This is a genomic window from Stappia sp. 28M-7, assembly GCF_014252955.1.
Classification (GTDB): Bacteria; Pseudomonadota; Alphaproteobacteria; order Rhizobiales; family Stappiaceae; genus Stappia.
Genome location: NZ_JACMIA010000001.1, coordinates 4,034,910 through 4,055,169 on the forward strand (window position 1 = coordinate 4,034,910; position 20,260 = coordinate 4,055,169).

Here is a 20,260-nt window from a genome sequence, read left to right on the forward strand (position 1 = left end):
CCCCTCTTGGATCAGGCCGTCACTTGACGGTGACGCCGGTGGTCTGGCCGACGCTGTCGTTCCAGCGCTTCACCCAGTCCGCACCGGCCCGCTCGGCCCACTCCGGCAGAACGGTCTCGGTCAGGATCTTGCGCGCGGTGGCGACATCCGCCTCGCTCGCCTCGACCAGCTTCATGGACGCCGGCTTGCCGGCCGGGCACTCGCCATTACCGGTCAGGCAGGCGGTGTCGGTGGCGACGGAGGCCGCAACGGAATCCCAGGCCGGGGTCTCGAACTTCTCCTTGATCTGGGTCTCGATCAGGGTGCGGGTCTCTTCCGGCAGGGCGTTCCAGCGGTCGAGGTTGACGGCGGTGACGACCGAGTCCCAGCCGCCGAGCGGCAGGTTCATCAAGGTGTCGGTGACTTCCCACCAGCCGGCGCTGTAGCCCGAACCCGAACCGGTGACGGCGCAGTCGATGACGCTGCGCTCGAGCGCGCCCGGCACTTCCGAGAAGGCCACATTGACGCCCTCGGCGCCCAGCGCCTCGAGGAACTTCGTGGTCATGCGACCCGAGCCTCGGATCTTCTTGCCCTTCAGGTCTTCAAGCGAGGAAACGTCGCCCTTGCAGAAAACGACCTGCGGGGGATACGGCGCGATCGCCAGGACCTTGGCATTGAAGCGCTGCTGGTAGATGTCCTCGACCATCGGACGGGCGGCCGCGACCATGGCGCGAGCCTCGTCGGCGGTGGTGGCGATCAGCGGTACATCGAGGCCTTCGAGCTCGGGGGCATCACCCACCGCATAGTCGGCGACCGTCATGCCGACGTCGAACACGCCGTCACCCAGCATGCGGAACACGTCGCCGCCCTGGATGCCCATCTGGTTGTGGGTGGTCATCTGCACCTCGATGCCGCCGTTCGATGCGGCCGGCAGGGTCTCGGTCCAGAACGGAGCCTCGAACTTCTGGTGCAGGGGAAGATTGGACCAGCTGCCGACGACCGACAGGGTTTCGGCGGAAGCCGGGGCGAATGCGGCAAACGACAGGGCCGTGGCCGCGAGCAGGCTGGAGGCAATGCGCTTCATGTGGGACTCCTCTGGTTTTCGTTCACTTCGAAGCGGGCCAGACGCCGCCGAGCGTGAATTCGGCAGCATCGGCAGAGAGATCGGTCACCAACATGTGGCCGGGCTCATGGGTGATGGCGATCTCCGGACGGGCCTGGCGGATCGCCATCTGCGGGGTCACGCCGCAAGCCCAGAACACGGGGATTGCTCCGGGAGCAAGCTCCGGGACTTCGCCGAAATCGGGTTTCATCAGGTCGGCAATGCCGATGCCGGCCGGATCGCCGATATGCACCGGCGCACCATGCGCCAGCCGATAGCGATCGGACAGCAGCACCGCCTGGATCGCGTCGGAAGGATGGAAGGAGCGCATCGACACCACAAGCGGTCCGCCGAACGGGCCGCTCGGTGCCGTCTGCAGGTTGGTGATGTACATCGGCACGTTCTTGCCGCCCTCGAAATGCGGCAGGGGAATGCCGGCCCGTACGATGGCCGCCTCGAAGGAGAACGAGCAGCCGAGCACGAAGGAAACGAGGTCGTCGCGCCACACGTCCGAAAGGTCCGGCACCGAGGTGTATCCCTCCTCGCCTGCGCGAAACACGCGATAGCCGGACACGTCGGTGCGGATATCGAGATCCGCACCCAGCGAAGGAATGGCCGGATTGCCGGGCTCGGACATGCCGATCAGCGGACAGGGCTTGGGATTGAGCGTGCAGAAGCGCAGGAAGTCGCCGGCGAGTGCAGCCGGAAGGATCGCCAGGTTCCCCTGGAGGCAGCCCTGGCCGTAGCCGGCGGTCGGACCGCGAAACCGGCCCGTCCTGATGCTGACGCGAAGATCGGCGGGAGACAGACCACGGAAGGCATCCTGTTCGGATGCGGTGCGGTCAAGGGCGACAGATGCAGGCACGCTGGCAACCTCCTCACGTTACCTTGTGAGGATTGCCAGTCGTTATGATCTTGTCAAGTTATCGATATAAGATTTTTATGATCTTCTTTCAAGATCATTTTGATCACATGCGCGCGCGACGGCCGCAACCTCTTCTCCCACCTCCCGATTCCGGTCCGGCATGTAGGCGACGACGAACCGCAGTGCGCTGAGGCGGGCGCCCTCCACGACCTTCAACGGCCGGATTCGCGAGCGGAAAAGATCGGCCTCTGCAATGCGCACCGGAAGCACGCCGATGCCGAACCCGTCGGCAACCAGGTGCAGGACCGTCGACAGGCTGGCCGATCCGTGCAGGTCCGGCGGCGGCAGGTCGGGGGCCGCCAGCAGCCCCTCAAGCTCGCGGAACGGTGGCGTGCCCTTGGGAAAGGAAACGATGGTCTGCCGGGCCAGGTCGGTCAGCGTCAGCGGCTCGCCCGCCTCCGCATCCTCGCCTTCCTTGTCGGAGGCAGCCCCGTACCAGCCGAGCGGCTGGCGCTGCAACGGCACCACGGCCGCGCCGCTCGGCACGCTCTCGCGCAGCATGATGGCAACGTCCAGCCCGTCGTCGGCCAGCGCCAGGCCCAGCTCGCGCGAAGTATCGACCGACAGTTCGAAGCGCACACGCTGGTGCGCACATTTCAATTGGTTCAGCAACTCGCTTAGGATCGTGTGGACGATGGTCTCGGCAACGCCGATGCGGATGGTGCCGCTCAGCCCGCCGGGCCGCGTGATCTCCTGGATCAATCGATCCCGCGCCGCGCTCAGCCGCTGCGCCTCCTCCAGGAAGCGACGCCCGACCGGCGTCAGCCGGACCTGGCGGCGACCACGGTCGAACAGCTGGATGCCAAGCCGCTTTTCCAGGGCCAGAACCCGGTTCGAGATCGCCGACTGCGAGAGCCCGTATTTCGCGGCGGCAGCGCGAAACCCGCCTGCCCGGACGATATCCTGGAGGATCTCCACGTCCTTCAGCTCGAACACGTCAGTTCCTCCCTCGCCGCGCCCGATGCGCGGACGCCGCATCCTCGTGGAACGAAGGAGCGGATTCAAGCGCTCCGCGCAAGCACTGCAAACCCGCCTCTGGCAATGCCGTCATGAACTGCATATCGTGCCGCGATCTTCCCTGCCGCACCCGGTCGCCGGGCGCTCCACTGCGAGATCGGCACTCATGACACCCGACCAGCTCGTCGCCTTCGCCACCTTTGCCTTCGTCGCCTCGGTGACGCCCGGTCCCAACAACGTGCTCCTGACAGCCATTGGCGGATCCGCCGGCTTTCGCAAGGGCATGCCGACCCTGTGGGGCATCGTCTTCGGCTTTGCGGCGATGATCTTCTCGCTCGCCGTCGGCCTCGGCGGCACGGTCTTCACCCTGCCCCATGTGATGGACGCGATCCGCATCGTCGGCCTCGTCGTGCTCCTGTGGCTCGCCTGGAAGATCGGCTCGGCGCCGGTCGGCAGGACGGACGAGACAGCACCTACAAAGGACAAGCCGGTAGAACGGCGTGGCAGCTTCGTCGGCGCCGCTCTGTTCCAATGGGTCAACCCCAAGGCCTGGCTGATCGCCGCTGGCGCCATCGGCACCTACATGCATCCCGGCAGCGGCGGCGTGCTGCAGCAGGCCGGCATTCTCGCCGGCGTCTTCATCGTTGCCGCGGCCCTCGGCTGCCTGCCCTGGCTCGCCTTCGGCGCGGCCCTCGGCGAACTTCTGAAGCAGCCCAGAGCAGCACGGCTCTTCAATGTCACGATGGCAGTTCTGCTCGTCGCCTCGATGATCCCGGTCATTCTCAACGCCGGGTGATGCGGGAAGGCAAGAGCGCCTCCCCGCATCGATCAGATCAAAGGCCGCGGCCCATCACCGTGGACAGCCGGCGCGCGAAGGCGACCGGATCCGCCGGTACCTCGCCGTCGAGGATCAGCGCCTGATCGAGCAGCAGCCAGGCGGTATCTGCAAGCTTGCCCTTGTCGCCGCTGCCGGCCAGCGCCGAGGAAAGACGCGACAGCAACTCGTGCGAGGGGTTGAACTCCAGGACCGGCGCAAGCCGCGCCCGTCCGTCTCCCTGTCGCGACATCAGCTTCTCGAACTGCCGGTCCGGTCCATGCTCGGGGGCGACGAGGCAGACCGGGCTTTCAGCGAGCCGCGACGAGCTGCGCACATCCGACACCCGCTCGCCGAGCGTCTCCTTCAGGAACGCCGTGACCAGACCGATATCGGTATCCCCGGCCTCGGCCTTCTTGTCCGCATCACCCTCCGTCTCGCTGACCGGGATGGCGTCCAGCTCGGCGGACCCTTGCGTGATCGAGCGGAACGGCTTGCCCTCGAAGCCCTCCACCATCTGCACCCAGAACGCATCGACCGGATCGGAGAGGTACAGCACCTCGACGCCGCGGGCACGGAAGCCCTCCAGATGCGGGCTGGCGGCAATCGCCTCCTGGCTCGCGCCGGTCGCGTAGTAGATCTGGGTCTGGTTCTCCTTCATGTCCGCCACATAGTCATGGAGCGAACGCCAGCTCTGCCCCTTGTCGGAGCTGCTGCGGAACCGGGCGAGCGCGAGCAGCTTGTCCTTGCGCTCGAAGTCCTCGTAGATGCCTTCCTTCAGCACCGGGCCGAAGGTTTCCCAGACCTTCTCGTAGGCCGCTGCATCGCTTTCCGACAGCTTCTGTAGGTCCCCGAGCAGCCGGTTGGTCACGCCCTTGCGGATCGCGTCCAGCACCGGATTGTGCTGCAGCATCTCGCGCGACAGGTTGAGCGGCAGGTCCGAGGAATCGATGACGCCGCGCACGAAGCGCAGCCATGCCGGCAGCAGGTCCACATCATCGGCGATGAACACCCGGCGCACATAGAGCTTCACCCGGCCCTTGCGGTCGGGGTCGAACAGGTCGAACGGCTTCATCGACGGCACGAACAGCAGCACGGAATATTCGTGCCGCCCTTCCGCCCGGTAGTGGACTGTCATCGCCGGCTCGTCGAACTGGCCGGACACGTGGCCGTAGAACTCGCGATACTCCTCCTCGCCGATCTCGGACTTCGAGCGCGTCCACAGCGCCGTGCCGTCGGCAAGGCGGCGCGGCTCGCTCTCCTCGCCGTCCTCCGCTGGCGGCACGGCCAGCGTGATCGGCACCGGCACATGCGCGGAGTAGGCGCGCACGATCCGCTCGATGGTGGCAGGCCGCGCATAGGAGGCGGCATCGTCCTTGAGATGCAGGATCACGCGGGTTCCGCGCGCGGGCACATCCGCATCGTCCCCGGCCGGCTCCACCGTGAAGGCGCCGAGCCCGTCGGAGCTCCACTGCCAGGCTTCGCTGCTGCCCGCGGCCCGGCTGATCACGTCCACCTTCTCCGCCACCATGAAGGCGGAATAGAAGCCGACGCCGAACTGGCCGATCAGCGCCGTCCCGTCCTTGCCCTCGCCCAGCCGGTCCATGAAGGCCTTGGTACCGGAGCGGGCAATGGTGCCCAGATTGTCGATCAGCTCCTGCCGGCTCATGCCCGAGCCGTTGTCGGACACCACCAGCCTGCGGCCGGCCTCGTCCGCCTCCAGGCGAATGCCGAACTCGGTATCTTCGCCCAGCAGCGAAGGATCGGTGAGGGCTGCGTGCCGCAAACGCTCGCAGGCATCGGCCGCGTTGGAGATCAGCTCGCGGAGGAAGATGTCCTTGTTGGAGTAGACCGAGTGCACCATGAGATGGAGCAACCGCGCAACCTCCGCCTGGAAGGCGTGACTCTGCGGCGCCTTGGTGCCTGCCCCTGTCGTGTTCGGCTCGGTACTCATTGGTTCTGACTGCCCCGTACGCTCGTAAATGTCTGACGGTGAAACGCCCGCGCGCCGGATCGGCCCGGCGGATGCGAAGGCGGCTGAGATATCGGCTTGCGATGCGGCGAAATCAAGCACCCGGGCCGCTGGAGGGACCGGCCGGGGGACCAAGAGGCGACGATCCGGGCCACACGCCCTCTTCCTGCGCCACCCGTCTCAGCAGCGACGGCCGGTCGGTGACGATGCCGTTGACGCCCATCCGGATCAGCCGGCGCATCTCCGCTTCCTCGTCGATGGTCCACACATGCACGGCAATGCCCTTGGCGTTGCAATGGCGCACGAAACCGGGCGTTGCGAGCGGAACGCCATACTGCGCCAGCGGAATCTGCGCACAGGCGACATCGGGCGCGGCCACCGGCATGCCCCAGGCGCCGAAGCGCAGGGCGGTCACCGCGCGCGGCCCGCTGCTGAGGCAAACCCTGTCGCCGAAGCGGGCGCGGGCCGCCCGCAGCCGCGCGTCGGAAAACGAGGCGATGCAGACCCGCTCCAGGCACTGCATGCGCTCCAGCAGGTCGAGCGTCGGCAACAGGGCCTGGTCGGTCTTGATGTCGATGTTGAAGCGCAGCTCCGGAAAGCTCTCCAGCGCCTCGGCAAGGGTCAGAAGCGGCTCGCCGCCCTGGATGCGCACCCCGGCAAGATCCGACATGACGAGCGAGGAGACCACGCCCTGCCCATCCGTCGTCCGTTCCAGCGTATCGTCGTGGAAGACCACCACCCGCTCGTCGCGAGAGGCCTGCACGTCGATCTCGATATAACGGTAGCCGAGGCCGGCTGCAGCGGAAAATGCCTGCCGGCTGTTTTCCGGGTTCTCCAGCCCGCCGCCGCGATGGGCGAGCGCGTGGAATCCCGGCTCCGCGAGATAGGGATGCACGAACCCTGTCGGCCGCGCGGCGCTCATGCCCAGCGCCCGTCCGGGTCGAGCGCGATCCTGCGCCCCAGCCGGGCGGAGGCATGCGCCGCCTCGATAAGGCCGATCACCTTCGCCGCCGAGGCCATGGTCACCGGTACCTCGCCTCCGGTCTCGATGGCCTGCCGCATGCGCTCGTAGAAGGTCAGCCAGCGCCCGCGCTCGCACGGAACAGCGCGGCGGCTTCCATCCGGGGCGACGATCTCGCCCTGTTGCGCCTCCGGCTCGCGGCCGAACTGCGGATCGAGCGGTGCCATCCCGGCCTTCAACTGGTCCTCCTGCACGTCGAGCCCCTGCTTGCGGAACAGGCCGGCGGTTCCCTCGATACGGAACCGGTCGCGCGGCGCGGCAGAGATCAGCGAGACGCCGAGCGACAGCCGCATGCGGCCCAGTCCCATCAGAAGCTCGAACCCGTCATCCGTCGCCCCGTCCTGGCGCTGGGTGAAGACATCCGCCTGGAGCCAGTCGGGCATGCCGACGAGCTGCAGCGCCTGGTCGATGAGGTGGGAGCCGAGATCGTAGAGATTGCCGGAGGCGGGCGCCGGCCGGTCGCGCCAGCGGTCGGCGACCTGCGGCCGGAACCTGTCCCATACCAGGCGCAACGCGGCGATCTCGCCCAGTTCGCCGCTTTCCAGCAGACGCCGTGCGGTCAGGAAATCGCTGTCCCAGCGGCGGTTGTGATAGACGGCGAGCTTGAGGCCCTTCTCGCTCGCGAGCGCCGCCAGCTGCTCCGCCTCGGCGCGGGTCGGCGTTGCCGGCTTGTCGACGACCACATGGCGGCCGGCCGTCAGCGCGGCCCGCACTTGCGGCACATGCAGCACGTTCGGCGTCACGATCACGACGAGATCGATGTCGGGCCGCGCCAGCAGGGCCTCGAAGTCGGAAACGACGGCCGCCTGCGGAAAATCAGCGGCAACCTCCGCGCCCCGCGAGGTCGCCACCGCAGCCACTTCCATCCCCGCGGCCGCCACGAGCGGTGCATGGAGGTAGCGCCCGGCCGCGCCGTACCCTGAAAACCCGACCCGCAGCGCCATGTCGTTCCGCTCCCCTCTCGTCTTGGGCGGGATCTTGGGAAAAAGCGGAGCGCAGGGCAACCCGTCGGCCGGCTTTTGCCGTGCCGATTGACCTCAATGTCTGTTTGAGCTGCAATCATGGGACCGTGAACGATGGGTGCGACCAGCTGGACTGGCAGCGCGCCTGCGGGTACTTCACTCCGTCAGACCGCAGAAGGAACCTGTTCATGCGCCTGCTGCATGGGATCGCCCTCATCGCATGTCTCGGCATCGCGCAAGTGCTCGGCGCTGCGCCCGGCCTTGCCGCGGAACGGCTGGCGCTGGTTATCGGCAATTCCGACTATTCGGGCAATGCCATGACGCCGCTGAAGAACCCGGTCAACGACGCCGCACTCATCGCCGACACGCTGCGCCAGGCCGGCTTTGCCGTCGAAACCGTGCTCGACGCGGATCTGCGGACCATGAAAGGGGCGGTCCGAGACTTCACGAAGCGCCTCGGGGAGGCCGGCGAGGGATCCGTCGCGGCCGTCTACTATTCCGGGCACGGCTTCCAGGCGGGAGGGCGCAACTATCTCGCACCCATCGGGGCCGACCTGCGGGACGAGGTGGATGCGGAGTTCGAGGCCCTTGCCGTGGACTGGGTTCTGTCCGCCGTGGAAGACGCACACAAGGGCGCCAACATCGTCATTCTCGACGCATGCCGGAACACCGCGCTCAGCCGGTCCGTCGGCGCCGGCGGCCTCGCCCTGCTGAACAGCACGCCGCGCGGCAGTTTCATTTCCTTCGCCACCGCTCCCGGCAGTACCGCCGCCGACGGCACCGGCCTCAACAGCCCCTACACCTCGGCAATCGCCGCGGAACTGCTGGTGCCCGGCCGCAGTATCGAGGCCGTCTTCAAGGCGGTGCGCCTGCGGGTGGTGGAAGCGACCGGCGGCGACCAGGTGCCCTGGGATCACTCCTCGCTGACCTCGGAAATCGTCTTCGTGCCCGACGCCTCCGCCGACGGATCGGCGGCGGTCGCGCGCGCTGCGCCCGGCTCCGACGTCCAACTCGAGCTGCAGTTGTGGAACGACGTGAAGGACAGCGGCTCGGCCGACCAGATCCGCAGCTATCTCGACCGCTTCCCGGACGGGGCCTTCGCCGCGCTGGCAAAAACGCGTCTCGACGAGGTCGAATCCGGCAGCGGAGACGACAGGATCGGACAGCTGTTCGCCCAGCTCGCCAGCCGCTCGCTGATCGTCGACAGCCCGACCCAGCCGCACGAGTTCTACTCCAACGCCCGTCTCAAGGAGATCCGCGGCGACTATCCCGGCGCCCGGCAGGATTATCTCAAATACTTCGCCTTCGGCATGCCGCAGGTCGATCCGCACCTGCGCTTCCAGTCGGTGCTGAGGGTGCAGGAAGGACGGGCCGGCGCATTGGAAATCTACCGGTCCCTGTCGCAGGGGCGGAACGATCCAACGACCCTGTTCGCCGAGATCCTGCTGGAGGAGCGCGAAGAGCGCGTTCGCCGCCTCAGTACGTTCCTGGATGCCTATCCCGACTTCTCGCCGGCGCTCTACGCCCTGTCACAGGACTACAGCCAGACGCGGCTCGGCCAGCAATCGGCCTCCGACAAGACGCGTGAGCGCGATCTGCTCGACCGCTTCATGGCCGCCGTCGAGGATGGCCGCTTCCTTGGCTACTATCTCGACCAGCAGATGGCCGCCGAGCAGGTCGAGGACGCCAGGACCCGCCTTGCCGCCCTGTCCTTCATCAACCCGGCCGCGCTTGCCAACCCGGTCCGCCTCAACGCCATGCGCTCGAACCAGGGATGGATGCTGACCCTCGCCATCGCCGACCGGACGCGCGAGATCTTCGTGAAACTGCCGGGCGGCGAAGCCCGGTCCACCGGCTTCGTCAACGGCGCGGTCGACCCATCGACCGGCGCACCCATCCCCTATCCGGCCTTCGAGCTTCCCGGCAATGCCGGCGACACGGCCATCGAGGTGAGCTATCTCAACATCCACGGCGAGATGCAGGGCCCCTTCTCCGTCAGCTTCACGCCGGGCGATGCGCTCGTCTCGGGCCAGAAGGACATCCTCGAGCGGCTGAGCACCGGATGGCTTGCCTTCCGCGACTGGGACGGCCGCAAGCTGCTCTATTTCACCCACCTGATCAGCTATCGCTGCGCGATCCAGGAAGTCCGCTACGCCCTCGACAGCGAAACGCCGGACCGCACCTTCGACACCGGTCCCTGCGATCCGGACAACCCGCATGCCGTTCCGTCTTCGGGGCCCGGCTCCACGGTCCATGTCGACATTCCCGCCGCCACCTCCTTCGTCTCGGTGGAGCTGTTCTATCGCGACGGCACCCGCTCCGGCGTGAAGCGCTTCGACGTCGGGCCATGAGCCGCGCGGCAACCCTCAGGCCCTGCGGCCCCGGCCGGGGGAGAGGCTGGTGACGACGCGGCCGACACGTCGTAGCGGATGGCAGCTGGAGATCGCGGCCGTTCTGCTTGCCTCTTTGGTCGCGCTTGTGGCCGCCTCCCGGCTCGACCCGCTTGCGGGCGACATCGCGGTTTCCTTCGCGCCCTCGCCGCCGCCCGAGACCCTGTCCGAAATCGTGGTCGCCGTCGTGACCGAGGACACGCTTGCCACCTTCCCCTACCGCTCCCCCATCGACCGCGAGTTCCTGGCCAATCTGGTGAAACGTCTGGACAAGGCCGGGGCCGCCGCCGTCGGCATCGACGTCCTGCTCGATCAGCCGAGCCTTCCGCACAAGGACAAGGCCCTGTTCTCCGCTATCGACGAGGCCTCGCTGCCGGTCGTGCTCGCCTATGCCACCTCCGCTGACGGGCTGACCGACCGGCAGGCCGCTTTTGCTGCAAAGAACGTCGCCAGCCGCGGGCACGGGCTGATCGCCCTGCCGCGCGACGAGATCGACGGCGTGGTTCGCCACCTGCCGCTGGCACGGGTCGAGGACGGCAAGACGACACGCACCTTCACGCAGGCCCTGATCGAGGCAGCCGGCGCAACGGCTGATGAGAGCACGGGAGACACGCGGTCCCGCATCCTTTACGGCAATGGCGCGCAGACACTGCAGAACGGTGCGCCCGGCCCGTTCCCGCTCTACCCTGCCCACCTCATACCGTTGCTCCCCGACGCGTGGTTCGCCGGCAAGATCGTCCTCATCGGCACGGACCTGCCGACCATCGACCGGCATCCGACACCGATGGTCGCCGGCCAGGGCAGCGCCGCCGGCACCATTCCCGGCGTGCTGATCCATGCGCACATCCTTGCCCAGCGTCTTGCCGGGCTCTCGCTCCCCGCCTCGCCGCCCTGGCTGCGGATCGCGGCGACGCTGGCGCTTGCCGGCCTTGCCGCCCTGGCGCTGTCTCTGCCCTTCCCCCCGCGCCGGCTGGTCTTGCTGCTGGCCCTCGGCCTTGTCGCCTATTTCGCCCTTGCCGCCTGGCTGGTCGCCAGCGGCACCTGGCTGCCGCCGCTCGTCGCCCCTCCCCTTGCGGCCCTTGCGACCGCCGGCGTGCTCTCCTGGCGACGATGGCAGACGGAGCGCTCGGAGCGGGCGTTCCTGCGCCTTGCCTTCTCGCGCTATGTCAGTCCCCCGGTGGTGGAGCGCATCGCCAGCGGGCGGCTGGCGCTGGAACTCGGCGGCGAGAAGCGGAAGGTCACCTATCTCTTCACCGATCTGGAGGGCTTCACCAGCCTGTCGGAGCACCTTGAGCCCTCCGCCCTGACCGACATCCTCAACCCGTATCTCGACGAGATGTGCCGGCTGATGACCGAACACGGGGCAACGATCGACAAGATCATCGGCGATGCCGTCGTCGGCTTTTTCGGCGCGCCCGACGAAGATCCGGAGCAGGAAGCCCATGCCGTCGCCCTTGCCCTTGCTCTCGACGATTTCGCGCAAGGCTACCGGATGAAGGTTGCCGGACGCGGCATCCATCTCGGCGCGACCCGCATCGGCCTGCATGCAGGCGAAGCCGTCATCGGCAATTTCGGCGGTAGCCGCTTCTTCGACTACACGGGCATCGGCGACACGGTGAACACGGCGGCGCGGCTGGAGGGGGCCAACCGGTTTCTCGGCACCCGCATCCTGATGAGCGAGACGGTTGCCGCCCACTGCCCACCGAGCCAATGCAGACCGGCGGCCGATCTCGTCCTCAAGGGCCGCACCACTCCCCTGCCCTGTTTCGAGCCTCTTGCAGCCCGCCAACGGGACCCGGCCTGGCAATCCGCCTATCGCTCGGCCTTTGCCGCGATGCGCGCGGGCAATGCCGACGCAGCGAGCCTTTTCGAGGCCTCGTTGCGGCTGCGACCCGACGATCCCTTGGCGCTTCTGCACCTTCGCCGCTTGCAGGCCGGCGAAACCGGGACCACATTGGTTCTCGAGGGTAAATGAGGCAGACGAGAAGATCCGCGCGCCACCGCAAAGGTTGCCGGCGCGAGGACTGGATGGACACGAGACCCGGGACTGCCATGCGCCAGACCGCTCTTTGCCTCGGCTTCGGCCTGCTCGCCGGCCTCAGCCCGGCCGCAGCACAGGCCGACTATGTCGTCATCGCCGCCAGCGGCGCGCCCGGCAACTATGCCGCCGGGACAGAGATCGCCGACGACCAGCAGATCGATCTTCCCGAAGGCGCCAAGCTGACTCTCATTGAGCGCAGCGGCCGCATGGTCGCGCTGGAAGGCCTGTATTCCGGCACCGTACCGCCGCCAGGCGGGACGGGCGGCGGCGATGCCCCCTCCACCGGCTGGAACGCGCTGAAGCGGCTCGTCGGCTCTGCCGAAGCCAGCTCCACCGTGCTTGGCGCCGCACGCGCCGGCGCCGGCGACATCCCCCCACCTCCCGGCGTTTGGGACCTCAGCACCGACAGTTCCGGCCCCAGATGCATACGCACGGGCGAATTGACGCTCTGGCGCAAGCAGGCGGACGAGACCCAGACCGTCTCGGCCAGAAGCGCTGCCGGCCGACACGACGGCATCACCTGGAAGGAAGGCGAGAACCGGCTTGCCCTTCCCGAGGGGATGGCGATGGAAGACGGCCGCATGGTCGTCTCCGTTGGCGGAGAGCTGAGGGATTTCGAGCTTTCGGTGATGCCGCAGGCGCTTGACGGGGCTCCCGCAGGACAGTTGCTCGCCTGGCTGGCGGAGCGGGACTGCCGCCGGCAGGCGCTCGCCCTGATCGCGCGCCTGCATGCCGGCGAGACCGTAGACTGAACCGACGAGCGCCGGTTCAGGCCGCCGCGGTCAACCGGCGCGGCCGTCCGCTCTTCACCAGGATCAGCACGATCACCGCGATGTTGACCATGTTCCAGCCGATGCCGTTCAGGAACGCCGCCTGGTAGGATGCCGTAAGGTCATAGATCCAGCCCGACATCCAGCCGCCCAGCGCCATGCCGACGATGGTTGCGGTGATCACCGCACCGACGCGGCGTCCGGCCTCGCGGGCCGGCAGGTATTCGCGCACCACGATGGCATAGCTGGACACGATGCCGCCCTGCGACAGGCCGAAGATCAGCGACACCATGTAGAGCGAGGCAAGCCCGTCATAGGGGATGTAGAGGAACAGCGCGAGGCACTGCAGCACCGCCCCGATCAGCAGCGTCGGCAGCCCGCCGATCTTGTCGGCCAGCACGCCGGAAATCAGCCGGCTGGCGATGCCTCCGGCCAGCATCAGGGAAAGCATCTCCGCCCCGCGCGCCACCCCGTAGCCGAGATCGACGCAATAGGCGACGATATGCACCTGCGGCATCGACATGGCGACACAGCAGCCGAGCCCGGCAAGGATCAGCAGGAACTGCAGGGCGCCGGGCGACAGCGGTGTCGTGCGCACCGGCGGCGGCGGCTCCACGTGCCTCGCCCCGGCCGCCATGTGCGGCGCCGGCCGGCGCAGCAGGAAGGCCATCGGCACCAGCACGGCAAGACAGACGCAGCCTGCCAGAATATAGGCCCCACGCCAGCCGTATTCGGACATCGCCGCCTGCAGCACCAGCGGCCAGATCGCCCCGGCGAAATAGTTGCCCGACGCGGTTGCGGAGACGGCGAGGCCGCGCCGTTTGGCGAACCAGTGCGAGACGTCGGCGAGCAGCGGACCGAAGGTCGCCGCCGAACCGAAGCCGATCATCGCCCCCTGCAGAACGGTGAAAATCCAGATCGAACTGGCCTGCGAGGCCAGCAGGAAGCCTGAGCCGAGCAGCACGGAGGCCAGCGCCAGCGGCACCATGACGCCGAGGCGATCGACGAAACGGCCGATGAACAGATTGCCGAGCGCGAAGCCGATCATTGTCGCCGTGTAGGGCAGCGAGGCATCCGCCCGGTCGACGCCAAACTCGCGCTCCACCGCCGGCAACACCACCACCACGGACCACATGCCCGCCCCGCCGATGGTGGCGAGGAACATGGAAAGCCCCAGCCGTGCCCAGGCATAGCCGCTGTCGACACCGCCCGTGTCGTGTGTCCCGCTTCCCTGCATGGCGTGAGCGTCCTCCCGGTTGCCCGCATGTCTCCCGCATGCAGGCTTTTTCAACCGGTTACTACCCTCCGCGGGGTCTTTCAATGTCAATCGGCGGCACCGCCAGAGTGACGTAGCGGCGCGAAGTCGTTAGCAGGCGCGGGCCTGGCGAGGTTCGGCAGCCTCGTTCTCCGCGAGCGCCGTTTCGGCGGCCTGCGCCTCGGCCGGGCGCAGGAACGGCCGGCCCCAAAGCCGCGCCAGCAGCCAATCGCCATCGCCCTCGCTGGAGCGCCGGTGGGACATGTCCCGCTCGGGCACGATGGGTGCGTATCGGCCCTCGTCCCGCTCGGCGATCGCGAAACGGAACACGTAGGCCGGCGTAAGCCCCATCCGCAGATCCGAGACGACGAGGCGGTTCCCCAGTTCCTCGATCCGCAGATAGCCACGGCTGAACCAGTCGAGCTTGGCATAGGCGGGATTGGCCGCAAGGCACTCGGCGAACCTGCCGCCCCGGTCGTGGGTGTAGATCGTCGGAGGGCTGTCGGCGTCGAGCAGCGACAGGTAGAGATTGTGATAGCGCTCATCCTCCATGCCGATCACCTTCCACACCACCGTGTTGAAGGGAGCAGCGATCGCGAAGACCCGCTGCGGCGCGATCCCGGCTTCCGCGAAGATGCGGCTGGCGCGGGCTTCCATATGCGCCTGCAGTCCGACCGTCAGCGCCATATAGGCCGTGCTGAGCACCAATGCGGCGGCGTTCGCCCGTGAAAAGCGCGGCGACCATTCGCCCCGGGCCAGCGCCCAGACCGCGACCGCGAGCAGCGGCAGGGTATAGAGCGGATCGATGATGAAGACGGAGCCGACGCCTACCGGATCCGGAAAGATCGGCCAGAACAGCCGCGTCCCGTAGACCGTCATCGCGTCGATCAGCGCGTGGGTGGCGAAGCAGAGATAGACCGTCAGCCAGACGAGCAGGCGTCGCTCGCGCAGCGAACGGAACAGCCTGACCAGAACCTCGCCGAAGACCGGCGCCGCCAACGCCTGGATGAACAGCGAATGCGTCGCCCCGCGATGCAGGACGAAACTGTCGACCGGATCGGCGAAGGGCAGCAGGACATCGAGATCCGGCAACGTGCCGAGCACGCCGCCGACCAGCGCCGCCCGGCGCGGGCCGAGGGTCTTGCCGAGGAAGGCGGTCGAGACGGCGGCACCGAGCACGAACTGGGTCAGGGAATCCATCGGCGGGTCTTGTCCAGGGCAGGTACGAAAGCGGCGCGGCGGAGCTTATCTCCGCCGCGCCCGCCTCGTGACATTCGGGCGTAATCGCGTTGCGCCCTCACATAGGGTCCGAGGACATCTGCCGCCAGTGCGAACGCCTTTCAAAGACCGCACGCAAGCACCGACGAGGGCCGTACGGTGTCGTTCAATCGCGCTCGTTCAGCGAGGCAAAGGTCTTTCCCTCTTCCGCAAGGCGGACCAGCAGCGGCGCCGGTTCCCAGAAGAACGCGTCTTCCGCCCCGAGGCGGCGCAGTTCGGCGAGCACCGTGTCGAGACCGAGCCTGTCGGCATATTGCATCGGCCCGCCGCGCCAGCGCGGGAAGCCGTAGCCGGCCAGCATCGTCACATCGACATCGAGCGGGCGCAGCGCAATGCCTTCCTCGACGATCTTCGCCGCCTCGTTGATCATCGCCGCCATGTAGCGCGAGACGATCTCCTCGTCGGTAAAGCTGCGCGGCACGATGCCCTTGGCCTCGCGCTCGGCCGCGATGATCGCCTCGACCTCCGGATCCGGGCTGCCGCGCCGGGCGCCGGGCTCGTAGAGATAGTATCCCCGGCCGGTCTTCTGGCCGAACCAGCCGCGCTCGCAGATGCGGTCGGCGATCCCCACCGTGCGCTCGCGCGGATCGCGCGTCGCCGCCCGCCGCTTGCGCCCGGCCCAGGCGATGTCGAGGCCGGCAAGATCGCTGACGGCGAAGGGGCCCATCGGGAAGCCGAAAGCGACCAGCGCCGCGTCGATCTGGTAGGGGCTCGCCCCGTCCTCGACCATGTAGTCGGCGGCCTTGCGATAGGTGTTTAGCAGCCGGTTGCCGATGAAGCCGTCGCACACGCCGGCGCGCACAGCCACCTTGCGCAGCTTCTTGGCCAGCGCAAAGCCGGTGGCGACCACATCCGCCGCGGTCTTGTCCGCGACCACCACTTCGAGCAGGCGCATGACATGGGCGGGCGAGAAGAAGTGGAAGCCGATCACGTCCTGCGGCCGCGAGGTCGCCGCTGCGATCTCGTTGACGTCGAGATAGGACGTGTTGGTGGCAAGGATCGCCCCTGCCTTGGCGATCCCGTCGAGCCGCCTGAACACGTCCTTCTTGACGTCCATGTCCTCGAACACCGCCTCGATCACGAGATCGGTCTCGGCGAGCGCCGAGTAGTCCGTCGCGGTGGAAAAGTCGCGCGACAGGATCTGGTCCCGCCGTGCCTCGCTCAGCTTGCCGCGCCGCACGCCGTCGTCGAGCAGCTTGGAAACGATGCCGCGGGCGCGCTCCGCGCTCGCCTCGTCGCGCTCCACCAGCGTCACGGGCAGGCCGGCATTCAGCGCAGCAACCGCAATGCCGGACCCCATCGTGCCGCCGCCGATCACACCGATCGAAGCGACCTCGCGCGGGCTCGCCGCCTCCGCTTCCGGGATCTTGGCAACCGCCCGCTCGGCGAAGAAGGCATGGATCAGGCCGGCCCGCTGGTCGGAGGCCATCAGCTCCTTGAAGAGCTCCCGCTCGCGCGCCATTCCCTCATTGAACGGCAGGTCGTAGGCCGCCTCGATGGCATCGATGGCCACCAGCGGCGAGATCTGCCCGCGCGCCGACTTTTTCGTCTTAGCCCGCCAATCCGCGAACAGCGCCTCGTCCTTGGCTCCCGGATCGATCTCGCCCGAGCGCCGGCCGGTCGCCTCGCCATCGGCAAGACGACGAGCATGGGCAAGGCCGGCGGCCAGCGGGTCGTCCCCGTCGACGACCGCATCGACGATGCCGAGCTTCAGGGCCTCCACCGCGGCCACATGGCGCCCGCTGGTGATCAGGTCGAGTGCGGCGGCCGCGCCCGCAATTCGCGGCAGGCGCTGCGTCCCGCCCGCGCCGGGCAGAATGCCGAGCGTGACTTCCGGCAGGCCGACCTTGGCCGAGGCCAGCGCCACGCGGGCGTGGCAGCCGAGCGCCACCTCGAGCCCGCCTCCGAGCGCTGTGCCGTGCAATGCGGCCACCACCGGCTTCTCGCACGCCTCGATGGCCGCGATCACGTCCGGCAGGAAGGGCTCGGCCATCGGCTTGCCGAACTCGCGGATGTCCGCGCCGGCGATGAAGGTGCGGCCAGTGCCGTAGATCACGCCGGCGCGCGCCTGATCGTCTCCGGCGAGCCGGGCGATGGCCTTTGCAAGGCCCGCGCGCACCGCCTGCGACAGGGCATTGACCGGCGGATTGTCGACCGCGATCACGGCAATGCCGTCCTGAACGGAATAGCGTACGGGATCGGTCACAGGGCAACTCCTTGGCATGTGGCGAGGGTCCGGCGTCCCTTTTCAGCCGGCGCATTTGGGCCGCAGTTTAGGGAGCGGCCCAACTGTTTCAATCCTAAAATATCTCCGCGCGAACGGCTCCGCCCGCGCCCTAACGGGTGAACGAGATCGCCATGTCGGCAAGCGACAGCCCGGCAACGCGCGTCTCCCAGGTCTCGCCGGGCGCCACCGGAAAGGCCCGCGTCAGCGTCCCCGTCGTCACGACTTCCCCAGTGGAGACCGTGCTCGCCAGCGCGGTAGCAGGCAGCCCGTCGACCATAGCCTTGAGCGCGCTCAGCGGCCCGCCGAGCACGTTCTCCGCGCGGCCGCTGTCGATGAGCTCACCGTTGCGATGAAGATCCAGCGTGAAGGAGGAGAGCCGTTCCAACCACTCGGCCCGGTTCACTGCTGTGACGGGCGCAAAGGGGCGGTGCCGCAGCAGGCCGTGCAGGGCGAAGGCGGCGACCGTATCGGCCGCCTGGAACCGCCAGTCCGGATAGATCGACTGGACGATCTCGAAGCCGAGCGCCACCCCGTCGATCCGCTCCAGCAACTGCGCCTCCGAAAGGCCCGCCTGCAGCGGCGAGGCGATCCGGAAGACGATTTCCGGCTCGATTCTCGGCTCGACCAGATGGCCGATGGATGTTTCGGCCGCCCCTTGCGCCGGCACCGCGGCCAGCGTCGTGTCGTAGACCGGCCCCCAGATCGGCGCGTGCACGTCGTACTCGTCCCAGATGGTCCGGTTGGTGAAGCCGATCTTCCAGCCGCGCGGGGTTTCGCCGCGGGCGATGCGGGCCGCGCGGATCTCCGCCGAGACCCGATAGGCGCGCGCTAAGCCGAAGGCGTTATCCCCGTCGGTGATCGGTGCGCAGGAGCCTGCCTCGCCGGCGATCTTCAAGAGCGCTGCCGCGTGGTGCCTGTCGCCATCCGAAATCTGCAAGGCCGTTCCTCCCGGTTATCCTCGTTGGTCGCGCGACACGATGGCCGCGCTCCGCCCCTGTGGCAAGTGGCCTCGTCGGCTCGCGAACCGCTCGCCTTTCCGCATGGCTGTCCCCGCGCTATCTTCGCGGCGGCGAAACCAGCTTTCGCCAGACCCCGGAACCGCCAGCGAAAGGCCCCCTCATGCTGCGACTTCTCCAGGCATTCATCCTGCTGCTGCCGCTGACCCTTGCAGCGCATGCGGAAGAACTCCAGATCCGCGATCTCGTTACCGGCACCGGCGAGGAAGCCGTGCCCGGCGCCACCGTGACCGTGCACTACACCGGCTGGCTGATGGACGGCACCAAGTTCGATTCGAGCCTCGACCGCGGCGAACCCTTCTCCTTTCCGCTCGGCGCAAGCCGCGTCATCCGCGGCTGGGACCAGGGCGTCGAAGGCATGCGCGTCGGCGGCAAGCGCGAACTGATCATTCCGCCGGAGCTCGGCTATGGCGCGCGCGGTGCCGGCGGCGTCATTCCGCCCAACTCGACCCTGCGCTTCGAGGTGGAGCTGCTGCGCGTTTCCAAGGCCAATTTCGGCACGCTCGACAACTCGCAGCTGAAGGAGCGGCTGGCATCCGGTGCGGTGCTGGTCGACATCCGCCGACCCGACGAATGGAAGGAGACGGGCGTCATCGACGGCGCCCGCCTCATCACCTTCTTCGACCGCGAAGGCAAGGTGAACCCCGGCTTCATGGACGAGCTGGCAGCTGTCGCCGGAAAGGAGGACCGGATCGTCTTCGTCTGCCGGAGCGGCAACCGCTCGGAGGTTCTGGCGCGGTTCCTCAGCGAGCGGGCCGGCTATACCGCCATCGACAGCGTCGGCCAGGGCATGGTCGGCTGGATCACCGCGGGCAATCCGGTCACCGACGCGAAAATGCCCGAAATCTGCTGGCTCTGCTGAGCTCCGCCGGAGCCGCCCCGAATTTCCGGATTATCGTTTTAATTCAGTCTTTTCCCGCACCATCCGCCGCCCGCAACAGGGCGACAGCCCGACGCATTCGCTGCACCGACGTCAGATGCGCCAGCAGCGCATAGATGCCGAGCCCGACGGCAATCGTCGAAGCCGGCGCGATCCCGGCAAGCGACAGCCCCCCGGCAACCAGCAGCATAGCGCTCAGGAAGATGATCCGCTCCAGCCGTTCGAAGAAGTCCGGCCACGCCTCGTTGCGGATCGGGATCTCGATGGCCGTGCGCGCCTTGGCGTAGCTGGTCAGCACACCGCCGGAAAAGGCCAGCAGCGCCAAGGCCCAAAGGTCGTTGACCGCCGCAAGGGCGGCCAGCACCGCCAGCTCCTGGTAGCGGTCCACCATCGCATCGAAATAGCCGCCGGACTTGGTGCACATCGACCGGCGCCGCGCCACCGCCCCGTCCAGCGCATCGAACGCGAAGGCAAAGGCCAGCGTCAGTCCGAAGATCGCCGGATTGCCGTGCCACAGGTAGAGCGCGGAGGTCAGGCAGATCAGGACGAGCCCCGTCGCCGTGACCTGGTTCGGCGTCATCCCCATGCGCACCAGCGGGGTCGCCATGCTCTCCCAGAGCGGGTCGATATGGCGCTTGAACAAGCCGTCGATCATTGGCGCGGTTCCATTT

Annotated in this window: 16 protein-coding genes; 5 read left to right on the forward strand and 11 right to left on the reverse strand. The window is 67.9% G+C overall.

Annotated features, from left to right (window positions below; translation table 11 throughout):
• Positions 1-19 precede the first annotated feature (19 nt).
• The 3 genes from H7H34_RS18130 to H7H34_RS18140 form a co-directional block, all read right to left on the reverse strand.
• A complete protein-coding gene (locus tag H7H34_RS18130) occupies positions 20-1,063 on the reverse strand; it encodes a TRAP transporter substrate-binding protein (protein WP_120269507.1) in 1,044 nt (347 codons plus the stop codon).
• A 22-nt stretch (positions 1,064-1,085) separates the two neighbouring features.
• Positions 1,086-1,889 carry a putative hydro-lyase gene (locus H7H34_RS18135; RefSeq protein WP_185926597.1) on the reverse strand — a complete coding sequence of 268 codons (804 nt, stop codon included), beginning with the start codon at positions 1,887-1,889 and terminating at the stop codon, positions 1,086-1,088.
• 132 nt (positions 1,890-2,021) lie between these two features.
• A complete protein-coding gene (locus tag H7H34_RS18140; protein WP_185926025.1) occupies positions 2,022-2,942 on the reverse strand; it encodes a LysR family transcriptional regulator in 921 nt (306 codons plus the stop codon).
• A 187-nt stretch (positions 2,943-3,129) separates the two neighbouring features.
• Here H7H34_RS18140 and H7H34_RS18145 point away from each other — a divergent pair, with 187 nt between their 5' ends.
• Positions 3,130-3,759 (forward strand): LysE family translocator, encoded by a 630-nt coding sequence (locus H7H34_RS18145; protein ID WP_185926026.1) that lies wholly within the window; start codon positions 3,130-3,132, stop codon positions 3,757-3,759.
• A gap of 37 nt (positions 3,760-3,796) precedes the next feature.
• Here the strand turns inward: H7H34_RS18145 and htpG are convergent, their stop codons facing one another.
• The 3 genes from htpG to H7H34_RS18160 all read right to left on the reverse strand — a co-directional run bounded on the left by htpG (position 3,797) and on the right by H7H34_RS18160 (position 7,714).
• Complete coding sequence (gene htpG, locus H7H34_RS18150; RefSeq protein WP_185926027.1) at positions 3,797-5,731, reverse strand: molecular chaperone HtpG; 1,935 nt, start codon at positions 5,729-5,731, stop codon at positions 3,797-3,799.
• Between the two features lie 112 nt (positions 5,732-5,843).
• Entirely contained in the window at positions 5,844-6,671 is an 828-nt protein-coding gene (locus H7H34_RS18155; RefSeq protein WP_185926028.1) for a glycerophosphodiester phosphodiesterase family protein, read from the reverse strand.
• On the reverse strand, positions 6,668-7,714 hold the full coding sequence (locus H7H34_RS18160) for a Gfo/Idh/MocA family oxidoreductase (RefSeq protein WP_185926029.1): 1,047 nt from the start codon (positions 7,712-7,714) through the stop codon (positions 6,668-6,670). Before H7H34_RS18160 ends, H7H34_RS18155 begins: the two co-directional genes overlap by 4 nt.
• Positions 7,715-7,920: 206 nt before the next feature.
• Between H7H34_RS18160 and H7H34_RS18165 the strand changes: the two genes are divergently transcribed.
• From H7H34_RS18165 to H7H34_RS18175, 3 genes are read left to right on the forward strand one after another with little or no spacing between them, the layout of a single operon-like run.
• On the forward strand, positions 7,921-10,083 hold the full coding sequence (locus tag H7H34_RS18165) for a caspase family protein (RefSeq protein WP_185926030.1): 2,163 nt from the start codon (positions 7,921-7,923) through the stop codon (positions 10,081-10,083).
• A 49-nt stretch (positions 10,084-10,132) separates the two neighbouring features.
• Positions 10,133-12,097: a CHASE2 domain-containing protein gene (locus H7H34_RS18170; protein ID WP_185926031.1), complete on the forward strand. Its 1,965-nt coding sequence runs from the start codon at positions 10,133-10,135 to the stop codon at positions 12,095-12,097.
• 53 nt (positions 12,098-12,150) lie between these two features.
• Positions 12,151-12,915 (forward strand): hypothetical protein, encoded by a 765-nt coding sequence (locus tag H7H34_RS18175; RefSeq protein WP_185926032.1) that lies wholly within the window; start codon positions 12,151-12,153, stop codon positions 12,913-12,915.
• Between the two features lie 16 nt (positions 12,916-12,931).
• On the opposite strand, the gene H7H34_RS18180 is transcribed toward H7H34_RS18175, so the two are convergent.
• From H7H34_RS18180 to H7H34_RS18195, 4 genes are all read right to left on the reverse strand, one after another.
• The gene (locus H7H34_RS18180; RefSeq protein ID WP_120269517.1) at positions 12,932-14,170 is read right to left on the reverse strand and encodes an MFS transporter; all 1,239 of its coding nucleotides are present in this window, start codon (positions 14,168-14,170) and stop codon (positions 12,932-12,934) included.
• A 129-nt stretch (positions 14,171-14,299) separates the two neighbouring features.
• Complete coding sequence (locus tag H7H34_RS18185; protein ID WP_185926033.1) at positions 14,300-15,388, reverse strand: metal-dependent hydrolase; 1,089 nt, start codon at positions 15,386-15,388, stop codon at positions 14,300-14,302.
• Positions 15,389-15,572: 184 nt separating this feature from the next.
• Positions 15,573-17,690, reverse strand: a complete 2,118-nt coding sequence (locus H7H34_RS18190; RefSeq protein ID WP_185926034.1) for a 3-hydroxyacyl-CoA dehydrogenase NAD-binding domain-containing protein — start codon at positions 17,688-17,690, stop codon at positions 15,573-15,575.
• Positions 17,691-17,802: 112 nt separating this feature from the next.
• Positions 17,803-18,630, reverse strand: a complete 828-nt coding sequence (locus H7H34_RS18195; protein ID WP_185926035.1) for a 2-keto-4-pentenoate hydratase — start codon at positions 18,628-18,630, stop codon at positions 17,803-17,805.
• A gap of 182 nt (positions 18,631-18,812) precedes the next feature.
• Here H7H34_RS18195 and H7H34_RS23665 point away from each other — a divergent pair, with 182 nt between their 5' ends.
• Positions 18,813-19,571 carry an FKBP-type peptidyl-prolyl cis-trans isomerase gene (locus H7H34_RS23665; protein ID WP_185926036.1) on the forward strand — a complete coding sequence of 253 codons (759 nt, stop codon included), beginning with the start codon at positions 18,813-18,815 and terminating at the stop codon, positions 19,569-19,571.
• 43 nt (positions 19,572-19,614) lie between these two features.
• On the opposite strand, the gene H7H34_RS18205 is transcribed toward H7H34_RS23665, so the two are convergent.
• Positions 19,615-20,244 (reverse strand): CDP-alcohol phosphatidyltransferase family protein, encoded by a 630-nt coding sequence (locus H7H34_RS18205; RefSeq protein ID WP_185926037.1) that lies wholly within the window; start codon positions 20,242-20,244, stop codon positions 19,615-19,617.
• Positions 20,245-20,260 lie beyond the last annotated feature (16 nt).